Annotated in this window: 15 protein-coding genes, 2 rRNA genes and 1 pseudogene; 15 read left to right on the top strand and 3 right to left on the bottom strand. The window is 68.9% G+C overall.

The window, feature by feature from the left end; all coding sequences use genetic code 11:
* Positions 1-275: 275 nt before the first annotated feature.
* The 15 genes and pseudogenes from FU260_RS14620 (at position 276) to FU260_RS14555 (ending at position 17963) form a co-directional block, all read left to right on the top strand.
* Positions 276-3413, top strand: a 23S ribosomal RNA gene (locus tag FU260_RS14620).
* A 143-nt stretch (positions 3414-3556) separates the two neighbouring features.
* A 5S ribosomal RNA gene (rrf, locus tag FU260_RS14615) occupies positions 3557-3674 on the top strand.
* Positions 3675-4422: 748 nt separating this feature from the next.
* Complete coding sequence (locus FU260_RS14610) at positions 4423-5133, top strand: hypothetical protein (RefSeq protein ID WP_147917724.1); 711 nt, start codon at positions 4423-4425, stop codon at positions 5131-5133.
* Positions 5126-6184: an HAD-IIA family hydrolase gene (locus FU260_RS14605; RefSeq protein ID WP_147917723.1), complete on the top strand. Its 1059-nt coding sequence runs from the start codon at positions 5126-5128 to the stop codon at positions 6182-6184. The genes FU260_RS14610 and FU260_RS14605 overlap by 8 nt, the downstream gene beginning before the upstream one ends.
* 61 nt (positions 6185-6245) lie before the next feature.
* On the top strand, positions 6246-6383 hold the full coding sequence (locus FU260_RS23620) for a hypothetical protein (RefSeq protein ID WP_168211780.1): 138 nt from the start codon (positions 6246-6248) through the stop codon (positions 6381-6383).
* A complete protein-coding gene (locus tag FU260_RS14600; RefSeq protein WP_147917722.1) occupies positions 6383-7243 on the top strand; it encodes a TlyA family RNA methyltransferase in 861 nt (286 codons plus the stop codon). The genes FU260_RS23620 and FU260_RS14600 overlap by 1 nt, the downstream gene beginning before the upstream one ends.
* On the top strand, positions 7240-8088 hold the full coding sequence (locus FU260_RS14595; RefSeq protein WP_235912497.1) for an NAD kinase: 849 nt from the start codon (positions 7240-7242) through the stop codon (positions 8086-8088). The genes FU260_RS14600 and FU260_RS14595 overlap by 4 nt, the downstream gene beginning before the upstream one ends.
* The gene (gene recN / locus FU260_RS14590) at positions 8085-9812 is read left to right on the top strand and encodes a DNA repair protein RecN (protein ID WP_147917721.1); all 1728 of its coding nucleotides are present in this window, start codon (positions 8085-8087) and stop codon (positions 9810-9812) included. The genes FU260_RS14595 and recN overlap by 4 nt, the downstream gene beginning before the upstream one ends.
* 5 nt (positions 9813-9817) lie before the next feature.
* Positions 9818-11011 (top strand): putative cytokinetic ring protein SteA, encoded by a 1194-nt coding sequence (gene steA, locus FU260_RS14585; RefSeq protein ID WP_147917720.1) that lies wholly within the window; start codon positions 9818-9820, stop codon positions 11009-11011.
* Between the two features lie 27 nt (positions 11012-11038).
* Positions 11039-12049, top strand: coding sequence for a copper transporter (locus FU260_RS14580; protein WP_147917719.1), 1011 nt, complete (start codon positions 11039-11041; stop codon positions 12047-12049).
* Positions 12046-12933, top strand: a complete 888-nt coding sequence (locus tag FU260_RS14575; RefSeq protein ID WP_235912496.1) for a hypothetical protein — start codon at positions 12046-12048, stop codon at positions 12931-12933. Before FU260_RS14580 ends, FU260_RS14575 begins: the two co-directional genes overlap by 4 nt.
* Positions 12930-14540 carry a murein biosynthesis integral membrane protein MurJ gene (gene murJ / locus FU260_RS14570; protein WP_235912495.1) on the top strand — a complete coding sequence of 537 codons (1611 nt, stop codon included), beginning with the start codon at positions 12930-12932 and terminating at the stop codon, positions 14538-14540. The genes FU260_RS14575 and murJ overlap by 4 nt, the downstream gene beginning before the upstream one ends.
* The gene (locus tag FU260_RS14565) at positions 14533-15618 is read left to right on the top strand and encodes a glycosyltransferase family 4 protein (protein WP_210418094.1); all 1086 of its coding nucleotides are present in this window, start codon (positions 14533-14535) and stop codon (positions 15616-15618) included. The genes murJ and FU260_RS14565 overlap by 8 nt, the downstream gene beginning before the upstream one ends.
* 42 nt (positions 15619-15660) lie before the next feature.
* Positions 15661-17335, top strand: a pseudogene (locus FU260_RS14560) (CTP synthase).
* Positions 17328-17963, top strand: coding sequence for an NUDIX hydrolase (locus FU260_RS14555; RefSeq protein ID WP_328593033.1), 636 nt, complete (start codon positions 17328-17330; stop codon positions 17961-17963). The pseudogene FU260_RS14560 and the gene FU260_RS14555 overlap by 8 nt, the downstream one beginning before the upstream one ends.
* A 111-nt stretch (positions 17964-18074) precedes the next feature.
* On the opposite strand, the gene FU260_RS14550 is transcribed toward FU260_RS14555, so the two are convergent.
* Genes FU260_RS14550 through FU260_RS14540 form a run of 3 tightly spaced genes read right to left on the bottom strand, consistent with a single transcriptional unit; the run spans position 18075 to position 20682 of the window.
* Complete coding sequence (locus FU260_RS14550; protein WP_235912494.1) at positions 18075-19034, bottom strand: COX15/CtaA family protein; 960 nt, start codon at positions 19032-19034, stop codon at positions 18075-18077.
* A gap of 29 nt (positions 19035-19063) precedes the next feature.
* Complete coding sequence (locus FU260_RS14545) at positions 19064-19807, bottom strand: ABC transporter permease (protein WP_147917718.1); 744 nt, start codon at positions 19805-19807, stop codon at positions 19064-19066.
* The gene (locus FU260_RS14540) at positions 19804-20682 is read right to left on the bottom strand and encodes an ABC transporter ATP-binding protein (protein ID WP_235912493.1); all 879 of its coding nucleotides are present in this window, start codon (positions 20680-20682) and stop codon (positions 19804-19806) included. Before FU260_RS14540 ends, FU260_RS14545 begins: the two co-directional genes overlap by 4 nt.
* Between the last annotated feature and the right edge of the window lie 61 nt (positions 20683-20743).

Genomic DNA, 20743 nt, shown 5'->3' with positions numbered 1-20743 from the left:
GGTGTGCAGGGCCAGGCCTACACCGAGTGTGTGTGGGTTGGTTGCTCATGGGTGGAACATCGATCATTACTCCCCACATCGGGTCCTGTTTTATGCGGGGCTGGTGGTGTGGGGGCACACTGTTGGGCTCCCGGGCAGCGAGCTACTCCGTTAGGGGTGGGTTGTTGTTTGGTGGTACGGCCTGCTGGTCGGCTGCAGGGTTTTCTGTGGTTGGTGGTGGGATCGTCGGTAGCTTGAGAACTGCACAGTGGACGCGAGCATCTTTGATTTTTGTGGTTTAAGTTAGTAAGAGCATTCGGTGGATGCCTTGGCACCAGGAGCCGATGAAGGACGTAGTAGCCTGCGATAAGCCTCGGGGAGTTGGCAAACGAGCTTTGATCCGAGGATGTCCGAATGGGGAAACCCGGCCGGGGTCATGCCCGGTTACCCGTGCCTGAATATATAGGGTGCGTGGAGGGAACGCGGGGAAGTGAAACATCTCAGTACCCGCAGGAAGAGATATTCCGTGAGTAGTGGCGAGCGAAAGCGGATGAGGCTAAACCATGGGTGTGTGATAGCCGGCAGGCGTTGCACTTGTGGGGTTGTGGGACTCGTTGACTGGTTCTGCCGAGCTGGTGAGGAGTTACAAAGTTACGTGGTAGTCGAATGGTCTTGAAAGGCCAAGCATAGAGGGTGTGACTCCCGTAGACGAAATTGCGTAGCCTCCTGATGAGTATCCCAAGTAGTACGGGGCCCGAGAAATCCCGTGCGAATCTGCCAAGACCACTTGGTAAGCCTAAATACTACCTGGTGACCGATAGCGGACAAGTACCGTGAGGGAAAGGTGAAAAGTACCCCGGGAGGGGAGTGAAATAGTACCTGAAACCGTGTGCTTACAATCCGTTGGAGCCTCCTTAGTTGGGGTGACAGCGTGCCTTTTGAAGAATGAGCCTGCGAGTTAGTGGCATGTGGCGAGGTTAACCCGTGTGGGGGAGCCGTAGCGAAAGCGAGTCCGAATAGGGCGCCATAGTCGCGTGTTCTAGACCCGAAGCGAAGTGATCTATCCATGGCCAGGTTGAAGCGCGAGTAAAACCGCGTGGAGGACCGCACCCACCTAGGTTGAAAACTGGGGGATGAGCTGTGGATAGGGGTGAAAGGCCAATCAAACTTCGTGATAGCTGGTTCTCCCCGAAATGCATTTAGGTGCAGCGTCGCGTATTCCTTACCGGAGGTAGAGCTACTGGATGGCTGATGGGCCCAACCAGGTTACTGACGTCAACCAAACTCCGAATGCCGGTAAGTGTGAGCGCGGCAGTGAGACTGCGGGGGATAAGCTTCGTAGTCGAGAGGGAAACAGCCCAGACCACCAGCTAAGGCCCCTAAGCGTGTGCTAAGTGGGAAAGGATGTGGAGTTGCACAGACAACCAGGAGGTTGGCTTAGAAGCAGCCACCCTTGAAAGAGTGCGTAATAGCTCACTGGTCAAGTGATTCTGCGCCGACAATATAGCGGGGCTCAAGTACACCGCCGAAGCTGTGGCATTCATGCAGTAACCAGGCCTGGTCTCCTTGTGGGACTTGGTCCAGGTGTGTGGATGGGTAGGGGAGCGTCGTGTGGGGAGTGAAGCGGCAGGGTGACCTAGCCGTGGACGCCACACGAGTGAGAATGCAGGCATGAGTAGCGAAAGACGGGTGAGAAACCCGTCCGCCGAATGACCAAGGGTTCCAGGGCCAGGTTAATCCGCCCTGGGTAAGTCGGGACCTAAGGCGAGGCCGACAGGCGTAGTCGATGGACAAGCAGTTGATATTCTGCTACCGGCGAAGAACCGCCCATACCGAGCCCGGTGATGCTAAACGCCCGAAACCAGTGCTACCGAGTCCTTCGGGACAAGGAGTATTGGTGGAGCGCGTGACCCGAACCGGCAGTAGGTAAGCGTATTAACAGGGGTGACGCAGAAAGGTAGCCCAGCGTGTCTTATGGCTTGGCACGTCCAAGGTTGTAGGGCGAGGTGTAGGCAAATCCGCACCTCATATAGCCTGAGAACTGATGGTGACAGCGTATGCTGGATGATTGGGTGATCCTATGCTGCCGAGAAAAACCTCGACGCGAGGTTCTAGCCGCCCGTACCCTAAACCGACTCAGGTGGTCAGGTAGAGAATACTAAGGCGATCGAGAGAATCATGGTTAAGGAACTCGGCAAAATGCCCCCGTAACTTCGGGAGAAGGGGGGCCTGAGGCGTGACCTACCCTTTGCGGTAGAGAGCGTTTGAGGGCCGCAGAGACCAGGGAGAAGCGACTGTTTATTAAAAACACAGGTCCGTGCGAAGTCGCAAGACGATGTATACGGACTGACGCCTGCCCAGTGCTGGAAGGTTAAGAGGACGGGTCAGCCCCTTGTGGGCGAAGCTCAGAATTTAAGCCCCAGTAAACGGCGGTGGTAACTATAACCATCCTAAGGTAGCGAAATTCCTTGTCGGGTAAGTTCCGACCTGCACGAATGGCGCAACGACTTCTCCGCTGTCTCGACCGTGAACTCGGCGAAATTGCACTACGAGTAAAGATGCTCGTTACGCGCAGCAGGACGGAAAGACCCCGGGACCTTTACTATAGCTTGGTATTGGTGTTCGGTACGGCTTGTGTAGGATAGGTGGGAGACATTGAAGCATCCGCGCCAGCGGGTGTGGAGTCAACGTTGAAATACCACTCTGGTCGTTCTGGATATCTAACCTCGGTCCGTGATCCGGATCAGGGACAGTGCCTGGTGGGTAGTTTAACTGGGGCGGTTGCCTCCTAAAAAGTAACGGAGGCGCTCAAAGGTTCCCTCAGCCTGGTTGGCAATCAGGTGTCGAGTGTAAGTACACAAGGGAGCTTGACTGTGAGACGTACAGGTCGAGCAGGGACGAAAGTCGGAACTAGTGACCCGACGGTGGCTCGTGGAAGCGCCGTCGCTCAACGGATAAAAGGTACCCCGGGGATAACAGGCTGATCTTGCCCAAGAGTCCATATCGACGGCATGGTTTGGCACCTCGATGTCGGCTCGTCGCATCCTGGGGCTGGAGTTGGTCCCAAGGGTTGGGCTGTTCGCCCATTAAAGCGGTACGCGAGCTGGGTTTAGAACGTCGTGAGACAGTTCGGTCCCTATCCGCTGCGCGCGCAGGAAATTTGAGAAGGCCTGTCCCTAGTACGAGAGGACCGGGACGGACTAACCTCTGGTGTGCCAGTTGTTCCGCCAGGAGCACGGCTGGTTAGCTACGTTGGGAAGGGATAACCGCTGAAAGCATCTAAGCGGGAAGCCTGCTTCAAGATGAGATTTCCTAGGGGACTTTGTGCCCCGAGAGGCTCCCAGCTAGAACACTGGGTTGATAGGCCGGATGTGGAAGTGAGGACTCAAGACTCATGAAGCTGACCGGTACTAATACGCCAAAGACTTAAACACACACCACCCCCAAGGGGGTAGTGACCCAAAATCATCACTGCTAGGCGTCCACTGTGCGGTTCCCGAGATACCGGCAACCACCACCCCCACCACACCACCGGTGTCAACACGGGGGGCCCCGGGGTTTGATATCTCCATAGAGTTACGGCGGCCATAGCGAGGCGGGAAACGCCCGGATCCATCCCGAACCCGGAAGCTAAGCCCCTCAGCGCCGATGGTACTGCGACCGCGAGGTCGTGGGAGAGTAGGACACCGCCGGACAACCATTCCAGTCAAGCCACCCCACCCCGGGGTGGCTTGACTGCGTTAACCACCCCCTAACCAACCAGGCGCCACTGTGGGAGTGGGCACAACTGGCGTTGCTGCGCGGCTGCACCAGGTTGTTGGCGGGTACGCTGGCGGAGTACTTGAACAGCGGAGAGGGATTGTGATGGCCGGCGAGGCTGAGAACAGCGACGAACGAGACGGCGAGCCGTCTCGGCGATCCCCCCACGGTCGGGCCGAGGGCGCCGGTCGCGATCAGACCCGTTCTGGCGAGTCGCGGGCGGAGTTCCGGCCGTCCGGCCCGCGTCGGGAGGATCGCGGTGTGGGCCGTGGCGCGGGCGGCGCTCGTGATGGTGGCCGGCCCCGCGGGAGCGGCGGCATGCCGGACGGTGGCCGCTCCCGTGGCGGCTACGGCGATCGGCAACGTGGCGGTGACGGAGGTCGTTCTGGCGGCGCCCCCGGTACCGGTGACGGTTCCCGCAGCGCCGGCGGTTCCTTTCGTGACGGACGCCGTTCCGGCGGTCCCGGTGCCGGGCGTGGGGGCGCAGGAGCCCCGCGTGCCGGTCGTGGGGAGGACGCTCGGCGCGGGTACCGCGGCGAGCGTCCGATGAGTTCCGCGACACGAGGATCAGGGCCCGGCGGCCGTGGACCGCGGTCAGACGGGGAGCAACGGCGGCCGCTGCCGCGCGGTGAAGCGCGACCGCCACAGGCCGACCGTCCGTTCGATCCGGTCATCGATGACGACGTGACGTTCGATCAGCTGGACCGGCAGGCCCGGCAGCGGTTGCGCACGCTGAGCAAGGAGAGCGCGAATCGGGTCGGTCGTCACCTCGTGATGGCCGGAAACCTTGTCGAGAGTGACCCCGAGCTCGCTTACCAGCACGCACAGTCCGCTATGCGTCGGGCAGGTCGCGTGGACGTGGTCCGCGAGGCCGTGGCGCTGACCGCGTATGCCACCGGTCGGTATGCCGAAGCGCTCCGCGAGATCCGTACCGTCCGCCGGCTCAGCGGCCTGGACGCTCTCCGGGCGATCGAGGCGGACTGCGAACGCGGGCTGGGCCGGCCCGAGCGTGCGTTGGACCTTGCCGCCGCGCCACCGAGCAAGGACATGTCCGAGACGGACCGGGTCGAGCTGGCCATCGTGGCCAGTGGCGCCCGGCTGGACCTGGATCAGCCCCAAGCCGCTCTGCTCGTACTGGACCAGGACCTCGTCCGCGGTGTGAGCGACGACGACATGAAGGTCCGGGTAGCGCACGCACGTGTCACCGCACTGCGCGCCGCCGGTCGGGATGCGGACGCTGACGCACTGGAGGCCACGATCCCCGACGTGGAGCCCGAGGAGGAAGAGGTGTCCTTCGCGGAGCTGGCGATCCCTGTCGAGAATGACGCCCCCGCCGGAGCGAATGATCGACGCTCACCCGGCCACGGCCGAGAGGACGGGGCGGCCGATGGCTGACCCGAACACCCTGGAAGGCTGCGAAGAGCCGTTGCGAGTGGCCTTCGATGTCGCGCTGCTCGATCTGGACGGGGTGGTCTACCGCGGCGATCTCGCCGTGCCGTTCGCCTCAGGTGCACTGACCGAGGCGCGCGAGGCCGGGATGCAGATGATGTTCGTCACGAACAACGCGTCCCGGACCCCGGACACAGTGGCCCGCCACCTCACCGACCTCGGTGCGCCGACCGGTCCGGAAGAGGTGACCACGGCCGCGCAGGCCGCTGCGCGGCTGATCGCCGCCGATGCGGACGACGGCACCCGGGTACTCCCGGTCGGTGGCGAGGGGTTGCGCCGCGCACTCCTGGACGAGGGGCTCACCGTCGTCGAGAGCGCGGACGAAGGACCTACGGTCGTCGTCCAGGGCTTGGACAAGGGCCTGGGCTGGTACGACCTTGCGGAAGCGACCTACGCGCTGAATGCCGGTGCCACCTATGTGGTCAGCAACCTGGACGCGACCCTGCCCACTGACCGGGGGATGGCGATCGGCAACGGTGCGCTGGTGGCTGCCGTGGTGCACGCCACCGGAGTCCAGCCGCGGTCAGCGGGCAAACCGGAACCGGGAATCTTCGCCCAGGCCGCCAGCCGGGCCGGCGCCCGGAACCCGGTAGTGGTCGGTGACCGGCTGAACACCGATCTGGCCGGCGCCCGCGCCGCCGGGTACCCGGGCCTGCACGTATTCACCGGCGTCGACGGCCCGGCCGAGGTGCTGCGCGCCCGGCCCGAGGAACGCCCGACGTTCCTCGGCGCGGACCTGCGCGCTCTCGGAGAGCCCCACCCGGCCCCCGACCGAGGTGAGGATGGCAGCTGGACCTGCCGGGACGCCGTCGCCGAGGTACGTGGCGATACCGTCATCGTGCGCCGCCCCGACGGGGACGTGCCGGTCGATGGTGGAGAGGTGACGCTGGACGAGCTGCGCGCCGCATGCGCCGCCGCCTGGGCAGCCAGCGACGAGGCCGACGTGCCCACCGTGCTCGCCGCGAACGCAGCACCCGTGGCCCTAGCCTCCGACTGAGCGAGCCTCCGGCCAGGTAGCGTAACGACCGACAGCCGACACACAGTGGGAGGAATCCGCCATGGATGCAGACGAGCCGGTCGAGTCCGCCGTCGCTGCCGTGGAAGGCCTGGCCGACCGACCGCTCCCCGAGCATGTGGCGGCCTTCGAGCACGTGCTGGCGACGCTGCAGGACCAGCTCGCGCACGCGGAGGACTGATGGCGCGCCGAGCACGGCTCGACGCCGAACTCGTGCGCCGCTCGCTGGCGCGCTCCCGGCAGCACGCCTCGGAGCTGATCGGTCAGGGGCGGGTGCTGCTGGACGGCACCGTGGCGACCAAGGCGGCTACCCAGCTCGATCCGGCCCGGGCCGTACGCCTGCTCGACCCACCGGAGGGGACCGAGGAGTACGTCTCCCGCGGCGGGCACAAGCTCGCCGGCGCCCTGGACGGCCTCGGTGACGCGGCTCCGCAGGTCGCGGGCCGCCGGGTTCTGGACGCGGGCGCCTCCACCGGCGGATTCACCGATGTGCTGCTGCGCCGTGGAGCGGTGCACGTCGTGGCGGTGGACGTCGGCTACGGCCAGCTCGACTGGTCGCTGCAGACCGATGACCGGGTGACCGTCCTGGACCGCACGAACGTCCGCACGCTCGATCCCGCCGCTGTCGCGCCCCCACCGGGCCTGGTGGTCTCAGACCTGTCCTTCATCTCGTTGACATTGGTACTTCCTGCGCTGGTGACAGCGACCGCTGCGGACGCCGATCTGCTGCTGATGGTCAAACCGCAGTTCGAGGTCGGTAAGGACCGTCTCGGCGCTGGGGGAGTGGTCCGCGATGGCGCCCTGCACGCCGAGGCCGTCCGCACCGTCGCCGCCAAGGCCGGTGAGCTCGGCCGCGGAGTGCGAGCCGTGATCGCCAGCCCGCTGCCCGGGCCCAGTGGCAACGTGGAGTACTTCCTGCACCTGCACGCCGGTGGCACCGACAGCCAGGAGAAGATCGAGCAGATGATCGACGATGCGATCGCCGCCGGCCCCGCAGGCCGGGGCGAGGCACCGCAGCGGGCAGAGGAGAGGGACCTGTGAGCCGCCGCGTCCTCATCCTCACCCACCCCAGCCGCCCCGCTGCCTTGCACACCGCCGAGCTGGTCGCTACCGAGCTGCGCCGGCACGCGATGACCCCGATCGGCGAGGACGAGATCGACGGCGGGGATATCGAGCTGGCGATCGTCCTCGGCGGGGACGGCACCATCCTGCGTGCCGCCGAGCTGGTCCGCGGCCGGGGCACCCCGCTGGTCGGGATCAACCTCGGCCACGTCGGCTTCCTCGCCGAGTCCGAGGTGGACCGAGTGGCGCACGTCGTCGCCCGCGCCGCGGACCATGACTACCAGGTCGAGCAGCGGATGACCCTGGACCTGACGCTCACCCCACCCGGTGGCGGCCCTGGCGAGCACGGCTGGGCGATGAACGAGGTCAGTGTGGAGAAGGTGGACCGGGAACGGATGATCGAGGTGGCGATCGGGATCGACGATCGCGGCCTGTCCACGTTCGGCTGCGACGGCGTGGTGATGGCTACCCCGACCGGCTCCACCGCCTACGCCTTCTCCGGCGGTGGGCCCGTGGTCTGGCCCGACGTGGCGGCGATGCTGCTGGTCCCGATCAGCGCGCACAGCCTGTTCGCCCGCCCGCTGGTGGTCGGCCCGGACTCCCGGATGACCGTGGAGGTCCTCGGCCGCAGCTTCACCCCGGCGGTGCTCTGGTGCGACGGCCGCCGCCGCCTGGATGCCGCACCGGGCTCACGTATCGACGTGGTCCGGGGGAGCGAGCCAGTACGTCTGGCCCGGTTCAACCTCAGCCCGTTCACCGACCGCCTGGTCGGCAAGTTCAACCTGCCGGTGGCGGGTTGGCGCGGCGGCAAGGACGCCCCATGATCGAAGAGATCGCGATCACCGACCTCGGGGTGATCGAGTCGGCGCCGATCGAGCTCGACCCCGGACTGACCGTGATCACCGGAGAGACCGGTGCAGGCAAGACGATGGTGCTCACCGGCCTCTCCCTGCTCCTGGGCGGTAAGGCCGACCCGGAATCGGTCCGGCCCGGCTGCGCGCGGGCCACGGTGGAAGGGACGTTCGTCCCTCCCGCTGGTCACCCTGCCCTGGAGCGCGCCACCGAGGCCGGTGCGATTCTCGACGACGGCGCTCTCCTGGTGGTCCGCACCGTCGCCTCCCAGGGGCGTTCTCGGGCACATCTGGGTGGTCGATCCGTGCCTCAGGGCCTGCTCGCCGAGGTGGGGGCGGACCTGATCACCGTGCACGGGCAGAGCGACCAGCTCCGGCTGCGCTCACCCGCTCAGCAGCGCCGAGCGCTGGACAGCTTCGCCGGCGGCGACCACCTCGCCGAGCTGCACCGCTACACCGAGGCACACTCCGCCCGGCAGAGTGCCGAGGAGGAGCTGGCGGGCTGGGACGCAGACTCCCGCGCTCGCGAGGACGAGCTGGAGCACCTCACCCGCGCGCTCGAGGCCATCGACGCCCTGGATCCCCGGGACGGTGAGGACGGTGACCTGCGGGCCGAGGCGGAGCGGCTGGGCAACGTCGAGGACCTCCGCCTGGCCGCCGGCACCGCCCGCGACGCGGTCGGCGGGATCGAGGACCCGGACGCGCCCGAGGGCGTGCTCGCCGTCATCGACCACGCCCGCCGCACGCTGACGCCGGCGGCCGAGCACGATCCGACCTTGTCCGAGTGGACCGAACGGCTGGACACGGTCAGCTACCAGCTCTCCGACCTGCTCACCGAGATGGGTAGCTACCTCGCCGGTCTGGAGGCCGACCCGGACCGGCTGGAGCAGGTGCACGAACGGCGTGCCGCGGTCAACGAACTGGTCCGTGCCCACACCGACGGCGGCACGCTCGCCGACCTGCTCGCCTTTGCCGACCAAGCACGCGCGCGGGTCGCGGAGCTGACCGCCCCCGGCGCCGGCCGGGACGCCCTCATCGCTCGCCTGACCGATCTGCAGGAGACCGAGCGCAGCCTCGCCGAGCGGGTCACCGCCGGCCGGGTTCGCGCCGCAGCGGCGATGACCGAGGCCACCGACGCCGAGCTGCGCGGACTGGCCATGCCCGGTGCGTCGCTGACGGTGCAGACTACCCCGTTGGCCGAGCTCGGCCCGTGGGGCGGCGAGGACGTGCAGCTGCTGCTCAGCGCGCACCCCGGAGCGCCGGCTCGGCCGTTGGGCAAGGGTGCCTCCGGTGGTGAGCTCTCCCGGGTGATGCTCGCGCTCGAGGTGGCCCTGGCCCGGCAGCAGGCGGAGACCGGCGACCTGCCGCTGCCCACGTTCGTCTTCGACGAGGTCGACGCCGGCGTCGGGGGTCGAGCCGCGGTCGAGGTGGGCCGCCGACTCGCCGAGCTCGCCGAGCACACCCAGGTGATCGTGGTCACCCACCTCCCTCAGGTGGCCGCGTTCGCCGACCGGCACCTGGTGGTCACCAAGAGCACTCGGGAACGGGGCGAAGCCGTGACCGCGAGCGACATCCGGGCAGTCACCGGTGCGGACCGGGAGACCGAGCTGGCCCGGATGCTTTCCGGCGACCCGGACTCGGCTACGGCCCGCCAGCACGCAGCCGAGCTCCTCGCGCGCCCCGGCGTGGGAGCATAGGAGCCATGATCTCTCTGCTCCGTGGTCGCTCTCGCGACGAGGACGCCTCCGCCGAGGCGCTCTCTGTGGCGCGCGTGGACCGGCGGACCAAGTCGCTGACCAAGCGGCTCGGCGCCGGTGAGGTCGCCGTGATCGACCACCTCGACATCGACCGGGTCTCAGCCGAGGCGCTGGTGGCCTGCCGGCCCGCTGCCGTGCTGAACGCGGCCGCTTCGATCTCCGGCCGCTACCCGAACATGGGTCCGAACATCCTGCTCGCTGCGGATATCCCGCTCATCGACGACCTCGGCTCGGACGTGATGACGCTGACCGAGGGCAGCAGAGTGCGGATCGACGGCGACAGCGTCTACGGCGCCGACGGGACGCTCATCGCCGAGGGAACCCGGCAGACTGAGGCGTCCGTCGGTACGGCGATGGAGGAGGCCCGGGCAGGTCTGTCCGTTCAGCTCGAGGCGTTCGCGGCGAACACGATGGACTACATGCGCCGAGAGCGGGAGCTCCTCCTCGACGGTGTCGGGGTGCCGACTGTCGCGACCGAGTTCGAGGGTCGGCACGTGCTGATCGTGGTGCGCGGGTACTCCTACAAGGAGGACCTGGCGATGCTCCGCTCCTACGTCCGCGAGTACCGGCCGCTGCTGGTCGGGGTGGACGGCGGCGCCGATGCGATCCTGGACGAAGGCCTCCGCCCGGACATGATCGTCGGTGATATGGACTCGGTCTCGGACAAGGCGCTGCAATCCGGCGCCGAGATCGTGGTGCATGCCTACCGGGACGGCACCGCCCCGGGGATCGACCGGGTCAAGGACCTCGGCGTGGAGCACGTGGTCTTTCCCGCCACCGGCACCAGCGAGGACATCGCCATGCTGCTCGCGGACGAGAAGGGGGCCTCCCTGATCGTGGCGGTCGGTACGCACGAGACCCTGGTGGAGTTCCTGGACAAGGGCCGGGCCGGGATGGCGAGCACCTTCCTCACCCGGCTGCGCGTGGGCGGCAAGCTGATCGACGCCAAAGGCGTCTCCCGGCTCTACCGGCACCGCATCTCCAACTGGCAGGTGAGCGTGCTCATCCTCGCCGGCCTTGCTGCTTTGATCGCGGCACTTGCCGCCACGCCCGCCGGCCAGACATTCTTCGGCCTCCTGCTCGCCCGGTTCGATGACATCTGGTCCTGGATCGGTGACCTGTTCTCTGGGCTGTTCTAAGCCCCCGGCTCGAGAAAGACCACCTACGTGATCGACTTCCGTTACCACATCGTCTCGCTGATCTCGGTGTTCCTCGCGCTCGCCGTGGGGATCGTGCTCGGTGCCGGCCCGCTGCGTGACTCCATCGCCGACGAGCTCACCGGACAGGTGGACCAGCTCCGGGCAGAGAAGGAGTCGCTGCGCGCCGAGCTGGACGCCGCGCAGATCTCCTCGCAGAACCGGAGCACCTTCATCACCGAGTCCGCCGGCCGGCTGCTCGCCGGCACCTTGACCGACCGGTCCGTGGCGATCGTGGAGCTGCCCGGTGCCGACGAAGACGTCACCGAGGCGGTCACTGCCCGGCTGGACCAGGCCGATGCCACCGTCACGGGCACCGTCACGCTGAGCGATGCCTGGGTGGACACCGGGCAGGTGTCCTTCCGTTCCGGGATCGCGCAGAACCTTGTGCCGTCGATGAACCCGGCCCCGGCCGCGGACGCACCGTCGGACCAGATCCTCGCTCAGGCACTCGGCCAGGCACTCACGCTGCGCAACCCGGACCAGACCGATGCCAGCTCTGCGGAGGCCACCCAGATGCTGGAGCTGCTCCGCACCAGCGAGCTGATCACCGAGGACTCGGCGATCGACGGTCCCGCCTACACCACGGTGATCGTCGGCCCGCCGTCGCTGGAGGAAGCACCCACCGAGGAGGAGGCCGCTCACCTGGATGAGCTGAACGCCGCCTTCGCCACCGTCGCCACCGGGATGAGCTCCACCGGTGAGGCCTCGGTGCTCGCCGGCTCCGACGACGGCCCGGGTTCGTTGCTGACCGCGCTGCGCGCGGACGACGACCTCGCCGAGGGGCTGACCACTGTCGACGGCGTCGGGACCATCACCGGCCAGGTCACCGTGCCACTGGCGGTCGCCGCCGCTGTGGCTGGTGACGGCGGGCACTTCGGGGTCGCCGAGAATGTCGACGCCGTGATTCCGGCACAGGAGAACCTCTCCGCACCCGATCCGCAGCAGTTCGCCGTCGGTCCGATCGAGGAGCAGGGGTGAAGCGAGCGGTCGCTGCGCTGGCCGGCGGCGCCGTCACCGCACTTGTTGCGGGAGTATGGGCCGGTCAGCAGCGACCCGCAGCAGCGACTGGGCAGCCCGATCGTGCCACCGGCGACGTCGACAGCCCCCCACAGAGCTGGGAGCGCACCAACTACCGCGGCCGCACGGTCAGCCTCAGCGGGGGGATCGCGGCTGCGGCGGGCACCACCGCTACTGCCGCGACCGGTGGCGGAACGGTCCGCACCGCCTCAGCAGCCGCCCTGGCCACCGCCGGTGCCGCCGCCTTCGGCCTGGTCGATGACCGTGACCCCGATCCGGGCACGGCTCGCGGCCTGCGCGGGCACCTGCGCGCGCTCGCCCACGGTCAGATCACCACCGGCACCCTCAAGCTCTTCGGTATTCCTGCGCTGTCCCTGGTGGCCGCGGCGGTGATGGACCGGGAAGGCCGCCCGATCGGCAGCAGCCTGATCCGGCGTGGCCTGGACGTGCTCACCTCCGGGGCGCTGATCGCTGGCACCGCGAACCTGATCAACCTGTTCGACCTGCGGCCCGGGCGGGCGTTGAAGGCCACCACCGTGATCGCCGCGCCGCTGGCCGTGCTTCCCGGACCTGCTGGCCGCCTCGGTGCAGGCGCCTGCGGTGTGGTAGCCGCTGCCTGGGCCGACGACCTCGGCGAGCGCACCATGCTCGGCGACACCGGTGCCAACGCCCTCGGCGCACTCGTGGGCACCGGGCTGGCACTGGTGCCCTCGGCCGCGGTACGCGCCGGAGCCCTCACCGGTGTGGTCGCTCTGATCGTGCTCAGCGAGAAGGTGAGCTTCTCCGCCGTCATCGACCGCACGCCACTGGCTCACGCCGCGGACCGCTGGGGTCGCCTCCCGTGAGTACGCGGCGCCTGATCACCGGGGTGGCGGGCGCGGCGACGATGATCGCCGTGCTGACGATCGTCTCCCGGGTCCTCGGCTTCGGCCGCTGGCTCGCGCAGGCGGCCACCGTCCAGGCCGGTGCGGTCGGTAACGCCTACGCCACGGCGAACACCATCCCGAACGTGCTCTACGAAGTGGTCGCCGGAGGCGCCCTGGCCGGTGCCGTGGTGCCACTGCTCGCGGCACCGATCGCTCGCAAGGTCGCCGACGACGTCAACCGGACGTCCTCGGCCCTGCTCACCTGGGCGGTGCTCGCCCTGGTGCCGGTCGGGCTGGTGGTCACCCTGTTGGCCCGCCCGATCGCCGAGCTGCTGCCGCAGTCGGCCGGTGGCGACCCGGCCGCACAGGTCGAGCTGACCACCTACTTCCTGATCGTCTTCGCCCCACAGATCGTGCTCTACGGGATCGGCGTGGTGCTCACCGGAGTGCTCCAGGCCCACCGCCGGTTCCTCGCCCCCGCGCTGGCCCCGATCGCCTCCACCGCTGTGGTGATCGCCAGCTATCTGGTGTTTGGTCGACTGGCCGCCGGGATGCAGGACAGCCCGGAGGGCCTCTCCGATGCTGCCCTGGCCTGGCTCGCCTGGGGAACGACCGCCGGGGTGGCAGTGATGTCGCTGCCGATGCTCATCCCGGTGTGGCGCTGCGGGGTGCGCCTGCGCCCCACGCTCCGGTTCCCACCCGGAGTGGCCCGCCGCGCGGGAGCTCTGGCGATGGCCGGGCTCGGCTCTCTGGTGGCTCAGCAGATCTCGGTGATCGTGGTGGTCTGGCTCTCTCGTGCCGGCGGCTCCGAGGGAACGATCAACATCTTCCAGTGGACCCAGGCGGTGTACCTGCTGCCGTACGCGGTGCTCGCCATCCCGTTGGCCACAGCGGTGTTCCCGAAACTGGCCGAGCTTGCCTCCGGCGGCCACCGGGACCTGTTCGCCCGCACCGCGCAGAGCTCCACCCGGGCCGTGCTGGCGGTCTCCTTCCTCGGCGTGGCTGCGTTGATCGCCGTCGCCCCGGCCGCCGAACTGGTCTTCGCCCAGCGCAACGACACCACCGGGATGACCACGGCACTGACCCTGATGGCCCCGGGGGTGATCGGGCTGGCGCTGATCTTCCACATCTCCCGGGCGCTGTTCTCCCTGGACCGGCAGCGATCCGCAGTCGCCGGCACAGCGATGGGCTGGCTGGTGGTGAGCCTGGCTGCCGTGATCGGCGTGCAGATCGTGGCGCCGGACGGCGGGCGCCCTGCGGACACGCTCGCCGCCCTCGGTCTGGCGCACAGCATCGGCATGTCCGCTGCCGCAGTCGCGTTGCTGCTCGCGCTGGCCCGAGCGCTGCCCGGCTCGGTGACGGCCGGGACGGTCCGCACCATAGCGGTCGGCATCGTCAGCGCCGGGCTCGGCGCGCTCGCCGGTCGGTGGGCCACTACGCTCGTGCTCGATCTGACCGGTTCGTCCCTGCTCGCCGCGGTGATGGCCGGCGGCCTGGGTGCGATCCTCGCCGCCGGCATGGTCGCCGGTGCCGTGTTCGTGGCAGATCGTGGCATCCTGAGCACCCTGAGGAGGACCCGTGCCTGATCTACGCATCGTTCAGCTGACCGGCAGCACTGCCGGCGGTATCGGCCGCCACGTGCGCTCGCTGGCCGCTGCGATGTCCGCTGACCACCGGGTGATCCTGGCGGGCCCGGCGGACGTGATCGCCGGAGCGAGCGGGGCAGTGCACGCGGTCCGGGTCGAGATCAGCGACCGGCCGCAGGTGGCCGACGCTCGCAACCTCACCCGGATCCGGACGCTGGCCCGCGGGGCGGACGTGGTGCACGCGCACGGCTTGCGCGCCGGCGCACTCGCCGCCCTCGCGTTGAGCACCCCAGCGCTGGCGCACACGGCGCTCGTGGTCACGCTGCACAACTCTCCCGTCGGTTCTGGTGGGGTGCGCACCGTGGCCGGCGCGCTGCTCCGGGCGATCGCCGCTCGCGCGAACGCCGTGCTCGGCGTCAGTGCGGACCTGGTGGACTGGGCCGCCCGGCACGGCGCACGGCTGACCGAGCGAGCCCTGGTGCCGGCACCGGAGACCACCGCCGGCACACCGCTGCACGGCCCGGCCCGGCGCGCCCTCGGTCTGGCCCCCGAGCACCGGGTGGTGCTCACCGTCGGGCGCCTGGCACCGCAGAAGGGTCTCGGTCTGCTTGCCGACTCCGCAGCACTGCTTGCCGATCGGGTACCCGAGGCGCGCTGGCTGGTGGCCGGCGGCGGCCCGCTGCTGGACGAGCTCGCCGACCAGGTGATCGGCGAGGACCTTCCGGTGATCCTGCTCGGTCGGCGCAGCGACGTGCCCGATCTGCTCGCCAGCTCCGAGCTGCTGGTCTCCACCAGCGCCTGGGAGGGGCAGCCGATCAACGTGCAGGAAGCGCTCGCCGCCGGAGTGCCGGTCGTGGCCACCGACGTCGGCGGCACCCGGGAGGTCACCGGCGATGCCGCGCGCCTGGTCCCGTACCCGGATCCGGACGCACTGGCGGCGCAGATCACCGCCGTCCTCACCGATCCGGAGCTCGCCGACGATCTGCGGCGCGCCGGGCGTCGACGAGCCGGCGAGCTGCCCGGCCTCGCCGATGCGCTGCGACAGAGCCTCGGAATCTACGCCAGGGTGATAGCGTAGAAGCCCGTGGTGATCTCTTCGGACCGGCACTCCGGGCAACTCGTGAATGTTCCGCGGCACATCTTCGTGACGGGCGGGGTCGCTTCCTCGCTCGGCAAGGGTTTGACCGCCTCCAGCCTGGGCCATCTGCTCCGTGCCCGCGGTCTCCGGGTGACGATGCAGAAGCTCGACCCATACCTGAACGTGGACCCGGGCACGATGAACCCGTTCCAGCACGGTGAGGTGTTCGTCACAGACGACGGCGCCGAGACCGACCTGGACATCGGCCACTACGAACGGTTCCTGGACGTCGACCTGGACGCCGGCGCCAACGTGACCACCGGCGTCGTCTACTCCACGGTGATCGCCAAGGAACGGCGCGGGGAGTACCTCGGCGACACCGTGCAGGTCATTCCGCACATCACCGACGAGATCAAGCGGCGGATGCGTGCCCAGGCGAGCGGCCCCGGACCGCTGCCCGACGTCATCATCACCGAGATCGGCGGCACGGTCGGTGACATCGAGTCTCAGCCCTTCCTCGAGGCCGCCCGCCAGGTTCGCCAGGACGTCGGCCGGGACAACGTGTTCTTCGTGCATGTCTCCCTCGTGCCCTACCTCGGGCCCAGTGGTGAGCTGAAGACCAAACCCACGCAGCACTCGGTGGCCGCACTGCGCAGCATCGGTATCCAGCCGGACGCGATCGTCTGCCGCGCCGACCGGGACATCCCGGAGGGCGTCAAGGCGAAGATCGCCGCGATGTGCGACGTGGACCGGGAAGCGGTGATCACCTGTGTGGACGCCCCGAGCATCTACGACATCCCGAAGGTGCTGCACAGCGAGGGGCTGGACGCCTACGTGATCCGGCGGCTGACCATCCCGTTCCGGGATGTCGACTGGAACACCTGGCACACCCTGCTCGAGCGGGTGCACCACCCGGCGGACGAGGTCGAGGTCGCCTTGGTCGGTAAGTACATCGACCTGCCGGATGCCTACCTGTCGGTGACCGAAGCGATGCGCGCCGGCGGCTTCCACATCAACACCCGGGTGAAGCTGCGTTGGGTGCCCTCCGACGACTGTGCCACCGAGGACGGTGCCCGCAAGGCGCTCAGCGGCGTCGACGGCATCCTCGTTCCCGGCGGGTTCGGCGTCCGCGGGATCGAAGGCAAGCTCGGCGCCCTACGCTGGGCCCGCGAGCACCAGGTCCCCCACGCTCGGCATCTGCCTCGGCCTGCAGGCGATGGTGATCGAGTACGCCCGCAACGTGCTCGGCCTGAGCGGAGCCTCCTCCACCGAGTTCGACCCGGACTCCGCCGACCCGGTGGTCGCCACGATGGAAGAACAGCTCAGCATCGTCGAGGGTGCCGGTGACCTGGGCGGCACGATGCGCCTGGGCTCCTATGACGCCGTGCTCGAGCCCGGTTCCCTGGTGGCCGAGGTGTACGGCAGCGAACGGGTCTCCGAGCGGCACCGGCACCGGTACGAGGTGAACAACAGCTATCGGGACGCTCTCGCCGAAGCGGGGCTGCTGATCTCCGGCCGGTCACCGGACTCCTCGCTGGTGGAGTTCGTGGAGCTCGACCGCCAGAAGCACCCGTACTACGTGGCCACCCAGGCGCATCCGGAGTTCAAGTCTCGGCCCACCCGGGCGCATCCGTTGTTCATCGGACTGATCGGTGCGGCCCTGGAGCGCCAGCGGGAGACCCGGCTGCTCGAGGTGGAGCCCAGCCCCCGTGGCTGAGGGCGGGGATCCGCAGCAGAGCAGGTTGCAGGACGAGGCGGCCGAACTCCCGGTGACGGACCGGACCATGCTGCACACCGGCAAGGTATTCGACCTGGTCGGTGAGCAGGTGGATCTCGGTGCCGGGGGAGTGGTCTACCGGGAGTTCCTCGCCCACCCCGGCGCGGTGGCGATCGTCGCACTCGACGACCAGGAGCAGGTGGCGCTGGTGCGCCAGTACCGGCACCCGGTGCGGGCCTACCTGTGGGAGGTACCTGCGGGGCTGCTGGACGTGCCCGGGGAGGAGCCGGCCGCCGCGGCCCGGCGTGAGCTCGCCGAAGAGGCGGACCTGGTGGCCGGCACGTGGCACACCCTGGTGGACTTCTGCACCACGCCCGGCGGCAGCGACGAACGGATCCGGATCTTCCTGGCCCGCGACCTGGGCGAGGTGCCCGAGGCCGACCGGTATCAGCGGGAGGCCGAGGAGCTCGACATGCCGCTGCGCTGGGTGGACCTGGACGAGGCGCTGGCCGCAGTCCTCGACGGTCGCCTGCACAACCCGAGTGCCGTCGCCGGCATCCTCGCCGCACATGCCGCCCGGGCCTCCGGCTGGCAGACGCTGCGGTCCGCCGACGCCCCGCACCCCTGAACCACCCGACCCACCCACTGCGCGCTGAATCGATGCACTCGTTACCCACTGCGGTGAGTCGTGCTCCCGGGTATCGAGCTGCCGCAGTACGTGACGAATGCCCTCGGGGGTCTAAGCGGGCACCGCGGAGTCGGCCCGGGTCAGCTCTGCACGCGTGGCGCGTTCGGACATCCCGGCCACCGTCCACGCCAACGTGGCCAGCAGCAGCGCCGCACCGACCATATGGATGCCCACGAGCAGCTCCGGGAGCCCGGTGAAGTACTGCACATAGCCGATCGCGCCCTGGGCGAGCGTTACGGCGAGCAGCGCCATCCCACGGTGCCGCAGTCTGCGCACCTGACCGGCGCCGTCGTCGGCCGCGCGGAAGGCGAGCACCAGGAACACGGCGAGCACCGCCAGGAACAGCCAGACGAACCCCGCATGCGTCCTGGCGATCAGAACCGGGTCCACAGCGAACCGGTAGCCCACCTCATCGTCACCAGAGTGCGGCCCGGCACCGGTGACCACCATCCCCAGCACCACCACCACGGCCCCGACCGCCGCCAGCACCCAGCCGGTGGTGCGCAGCCCTGCCGGCACGATCGGGTGCGGCCGCCCCGGCCGGTACCACTCGATCACCAGCCAGGTGGAGAGCCACACCAGGGCCGCCGAGAACAGGAAATGCGAGCCGACCAGCGCCGGGTGCAGCGCCAGCACCACGGTCAGCCCGCCGAGCACCGCCTGCACCAGGGAGAGCAGCAGCGGCACCGTGGCCAGCCAGAGCAGCCGCGTGGACGGCACCGGCCGCACTCCCCGCCGCGCCGCGAAGAACACCAGCACCGCTACTGCGAGCGCCACGATCACCACCACTGCGCCCATCATCCGGTTCCCCCACTCCACGTAGGGGTGGATCGAGGAAGCGGTGTGGAACTGCGGGCTGAACTCGCCCGGTTCGCAGTTCGGCCAGCTGGAGCAGCCCAGTCCCGAGCCGGTCAGCCGCACGGCACCACCGGTGGCGATGATGACGATCTGGGCCACCAGGTTGGCCACGATCACCCGACCGGTGAGCTTGGAGTACGTCAGCGCGGACACCCCATCACGATATCCCGCCCGGCGCCGGGTCAGTCCCAGCGGAACCAGCGCACCGTCGCAGCGCCGAGCAGCACGGTCCACGCCGCCAGGATCGCCAGCGGGAGCAGGGCATCGGAGGGAGCGCCGTCGGTCAGGCCGGCTCGCAGGGCGTCCCCGAGCGCGGCGGACGGCAGGTAGGCGAGCACACCACCCATCGGCACGATCACCCCGCCGCCGACCACGAGGAGCAGCCAGAGCAGGTTCGCGCCCGCGAGCACGGCGTCGGCGCGCAGCGTGCCGGCGATCAGCAGGGCCAGTGCGGTGAACGCAGCCGTACCCAGCAGGACCGCCACGATCGCCACCGGGAGCCCAGCCAGCATCGGGCGCCAGCCGAGGGCCAGGGCGAGGGCACCGAGAAGGACGATCTGCACGACCTCCACCGCGCACACCCCGACGACTTTGCCCCCGAGCAGGCCGCTGCGGCCCAGCGGGGTGGTGGCCAGCAGCCGGAGCGCACCGGCGCGCCGGTCGAACCCGGTAGCGATCGCGTTCGAGGTGAAGGCAGTAGACATCACCGCCAGGGCGAGCACGCCGGGAGCAGCCACCTGGACCGGGTCCTGGCCGCCGAGGTCCAGGCGGATCAGGTCGGTGCGGGCCAGCACCACCAGCACGATCGCCGGCAGGATCACCATGAGCAGGAGCTGCTCCCCGTTGCGGAGCAGGTTGCGCATCTCGAACCCGGCGTGCGCGAGCACCCGGGTGGGCCACGGGCTGGCCCCGGCGTGAGCGGTCATCGCAGGCTCCGTCCGGTCAGCTCGAGGAACACGTCCTCGAGCGTGCGCCCAGGGGAGGCGGCTTCCGTCTCGATCTGCAGGCGGAGTCCGTGGGTGCGGGCGAGATTCTCGACGGCGGTCCTCGCCTCGGGAGTGAACCTGCCGGTCAGGTGGGCGGCAGTCGGTGCGGCAGGGGAGGGCTCGGTGGCCGGGCGTAGGGCGCCGTCACCGGCTTCCGGTCCGGTCAGCTCGGTCACGGTGCCCTGGGCGATCACCGCCCCGTGATCGATGATCACCACCTGGTCAGCCAGCCGCGCCGCCTCGTCCATCAGGTGCGTGGTCAGCAGCACGCTCACCCCGTCGGTGCGCAGGGTCTCGATCATCTCCCACACCGCCAGCCGGGTCTGCGGGTCCATCCCGGCGCTCGGCTCATCGAGGAACACCAGGTCCGGCCGGCCCACCAGAGCGATCGCCATCGCCAGCCGCTGGCGCTGACCACCGGAGAGGCGGCGCACCGACGTGCGTGCGAACGCGCCGAGCCCGAGGGTGCTGGTCAGCTCGTCGACGTCCCGCGGCCGGGCGTACAGCCGGGCCACATGTCGGAGCAGCTCCTCGGAGCGGGCCATCACCGGCAGACCGCCGTCCTGGATCATCACCCCGACCCGTGGGCGAAGACGCCCGCCGTCGGTGGCCGGGTCCAGTCCGAGCACCCGGACGGTGCCGGCGTCGGCGCGGGTGAGACCCTCGCAGATCGCCATCGCCGTGGACTTGCCGGCACCGTTCGGCCCGAGCACTGCGGTGATCTGGCCCTGCGCGGCGGAGAAGGAGAGCTCGTCGAGCGCGCGGGTGGCCCCGAAGGCCTTGCGCACGCCGGTCAGCTCGACACAGAAGGTCACCGCTGAAGGGTATGCGAGATAGCGGCACCCGCCGCCCCACCTGATGCTCCGACGCCCGGTC

Source organism: Ruania zhangjianzhongii, from assembly GCF_008000995.1.
Lineage (GTDB): Bacteria > Actinomycetota > Actinomycetes > Actinomycetales > Beutenbergiaceae > Ruania > Ruania zhangjianzhongii.
The sequence above is the reverse complement of the archived record's forward strand: the minus strand, read 5'-3'. Positions and strand labels throughout refer to the sequence as shown.

Excerpts from the sequence above, each read along its gene's own strand:
- FU260_RS14600 (WP_147917722.1), top strand. The coding sequence starts at position 6,383 with ATGGCGCGCCGAGCACGGCTCGACGCCGAACTCGTGCGCCGCTCGCTG.
- FU260_RS14545 (WP_147917718.1), bottom strand. The coding sequence starts at position 19,807 with ATGACCGCTCACGCCGGGGCCAGCCCGTGGCCCACCCGGGTGCTCGCG.
- FU260_RS14605 (WP_147917723.1), top strand. The coding sequence starts at position 5,126 with ATGGCTGACCCGAACACCCTGGAAGGCTGCGAAGAGCCGTTGCGAGTG.
- recN (WP_147917721.1), top strand. The coding sequence starts at position 8,085 with ATGATCGAAGAGATCGCGATCACCGACCTCGGGGTGATCGAGTCGGCG.
- steA (WP_147917720.1), top strand. The coding sequence starts at position 9,818 with ATGATCTCTCTGCTCCGTGGTCGCTCTCGCGACGAGGACGCCTCCGCC.
- FU260_RS23620 (WP_168211780.1), top strand. The coding sequence starts at position 6,246 with ATGGATGCAGACGAGCCGGTCGAGTCCGCCGTCGCTGCCGTGGAAGGC.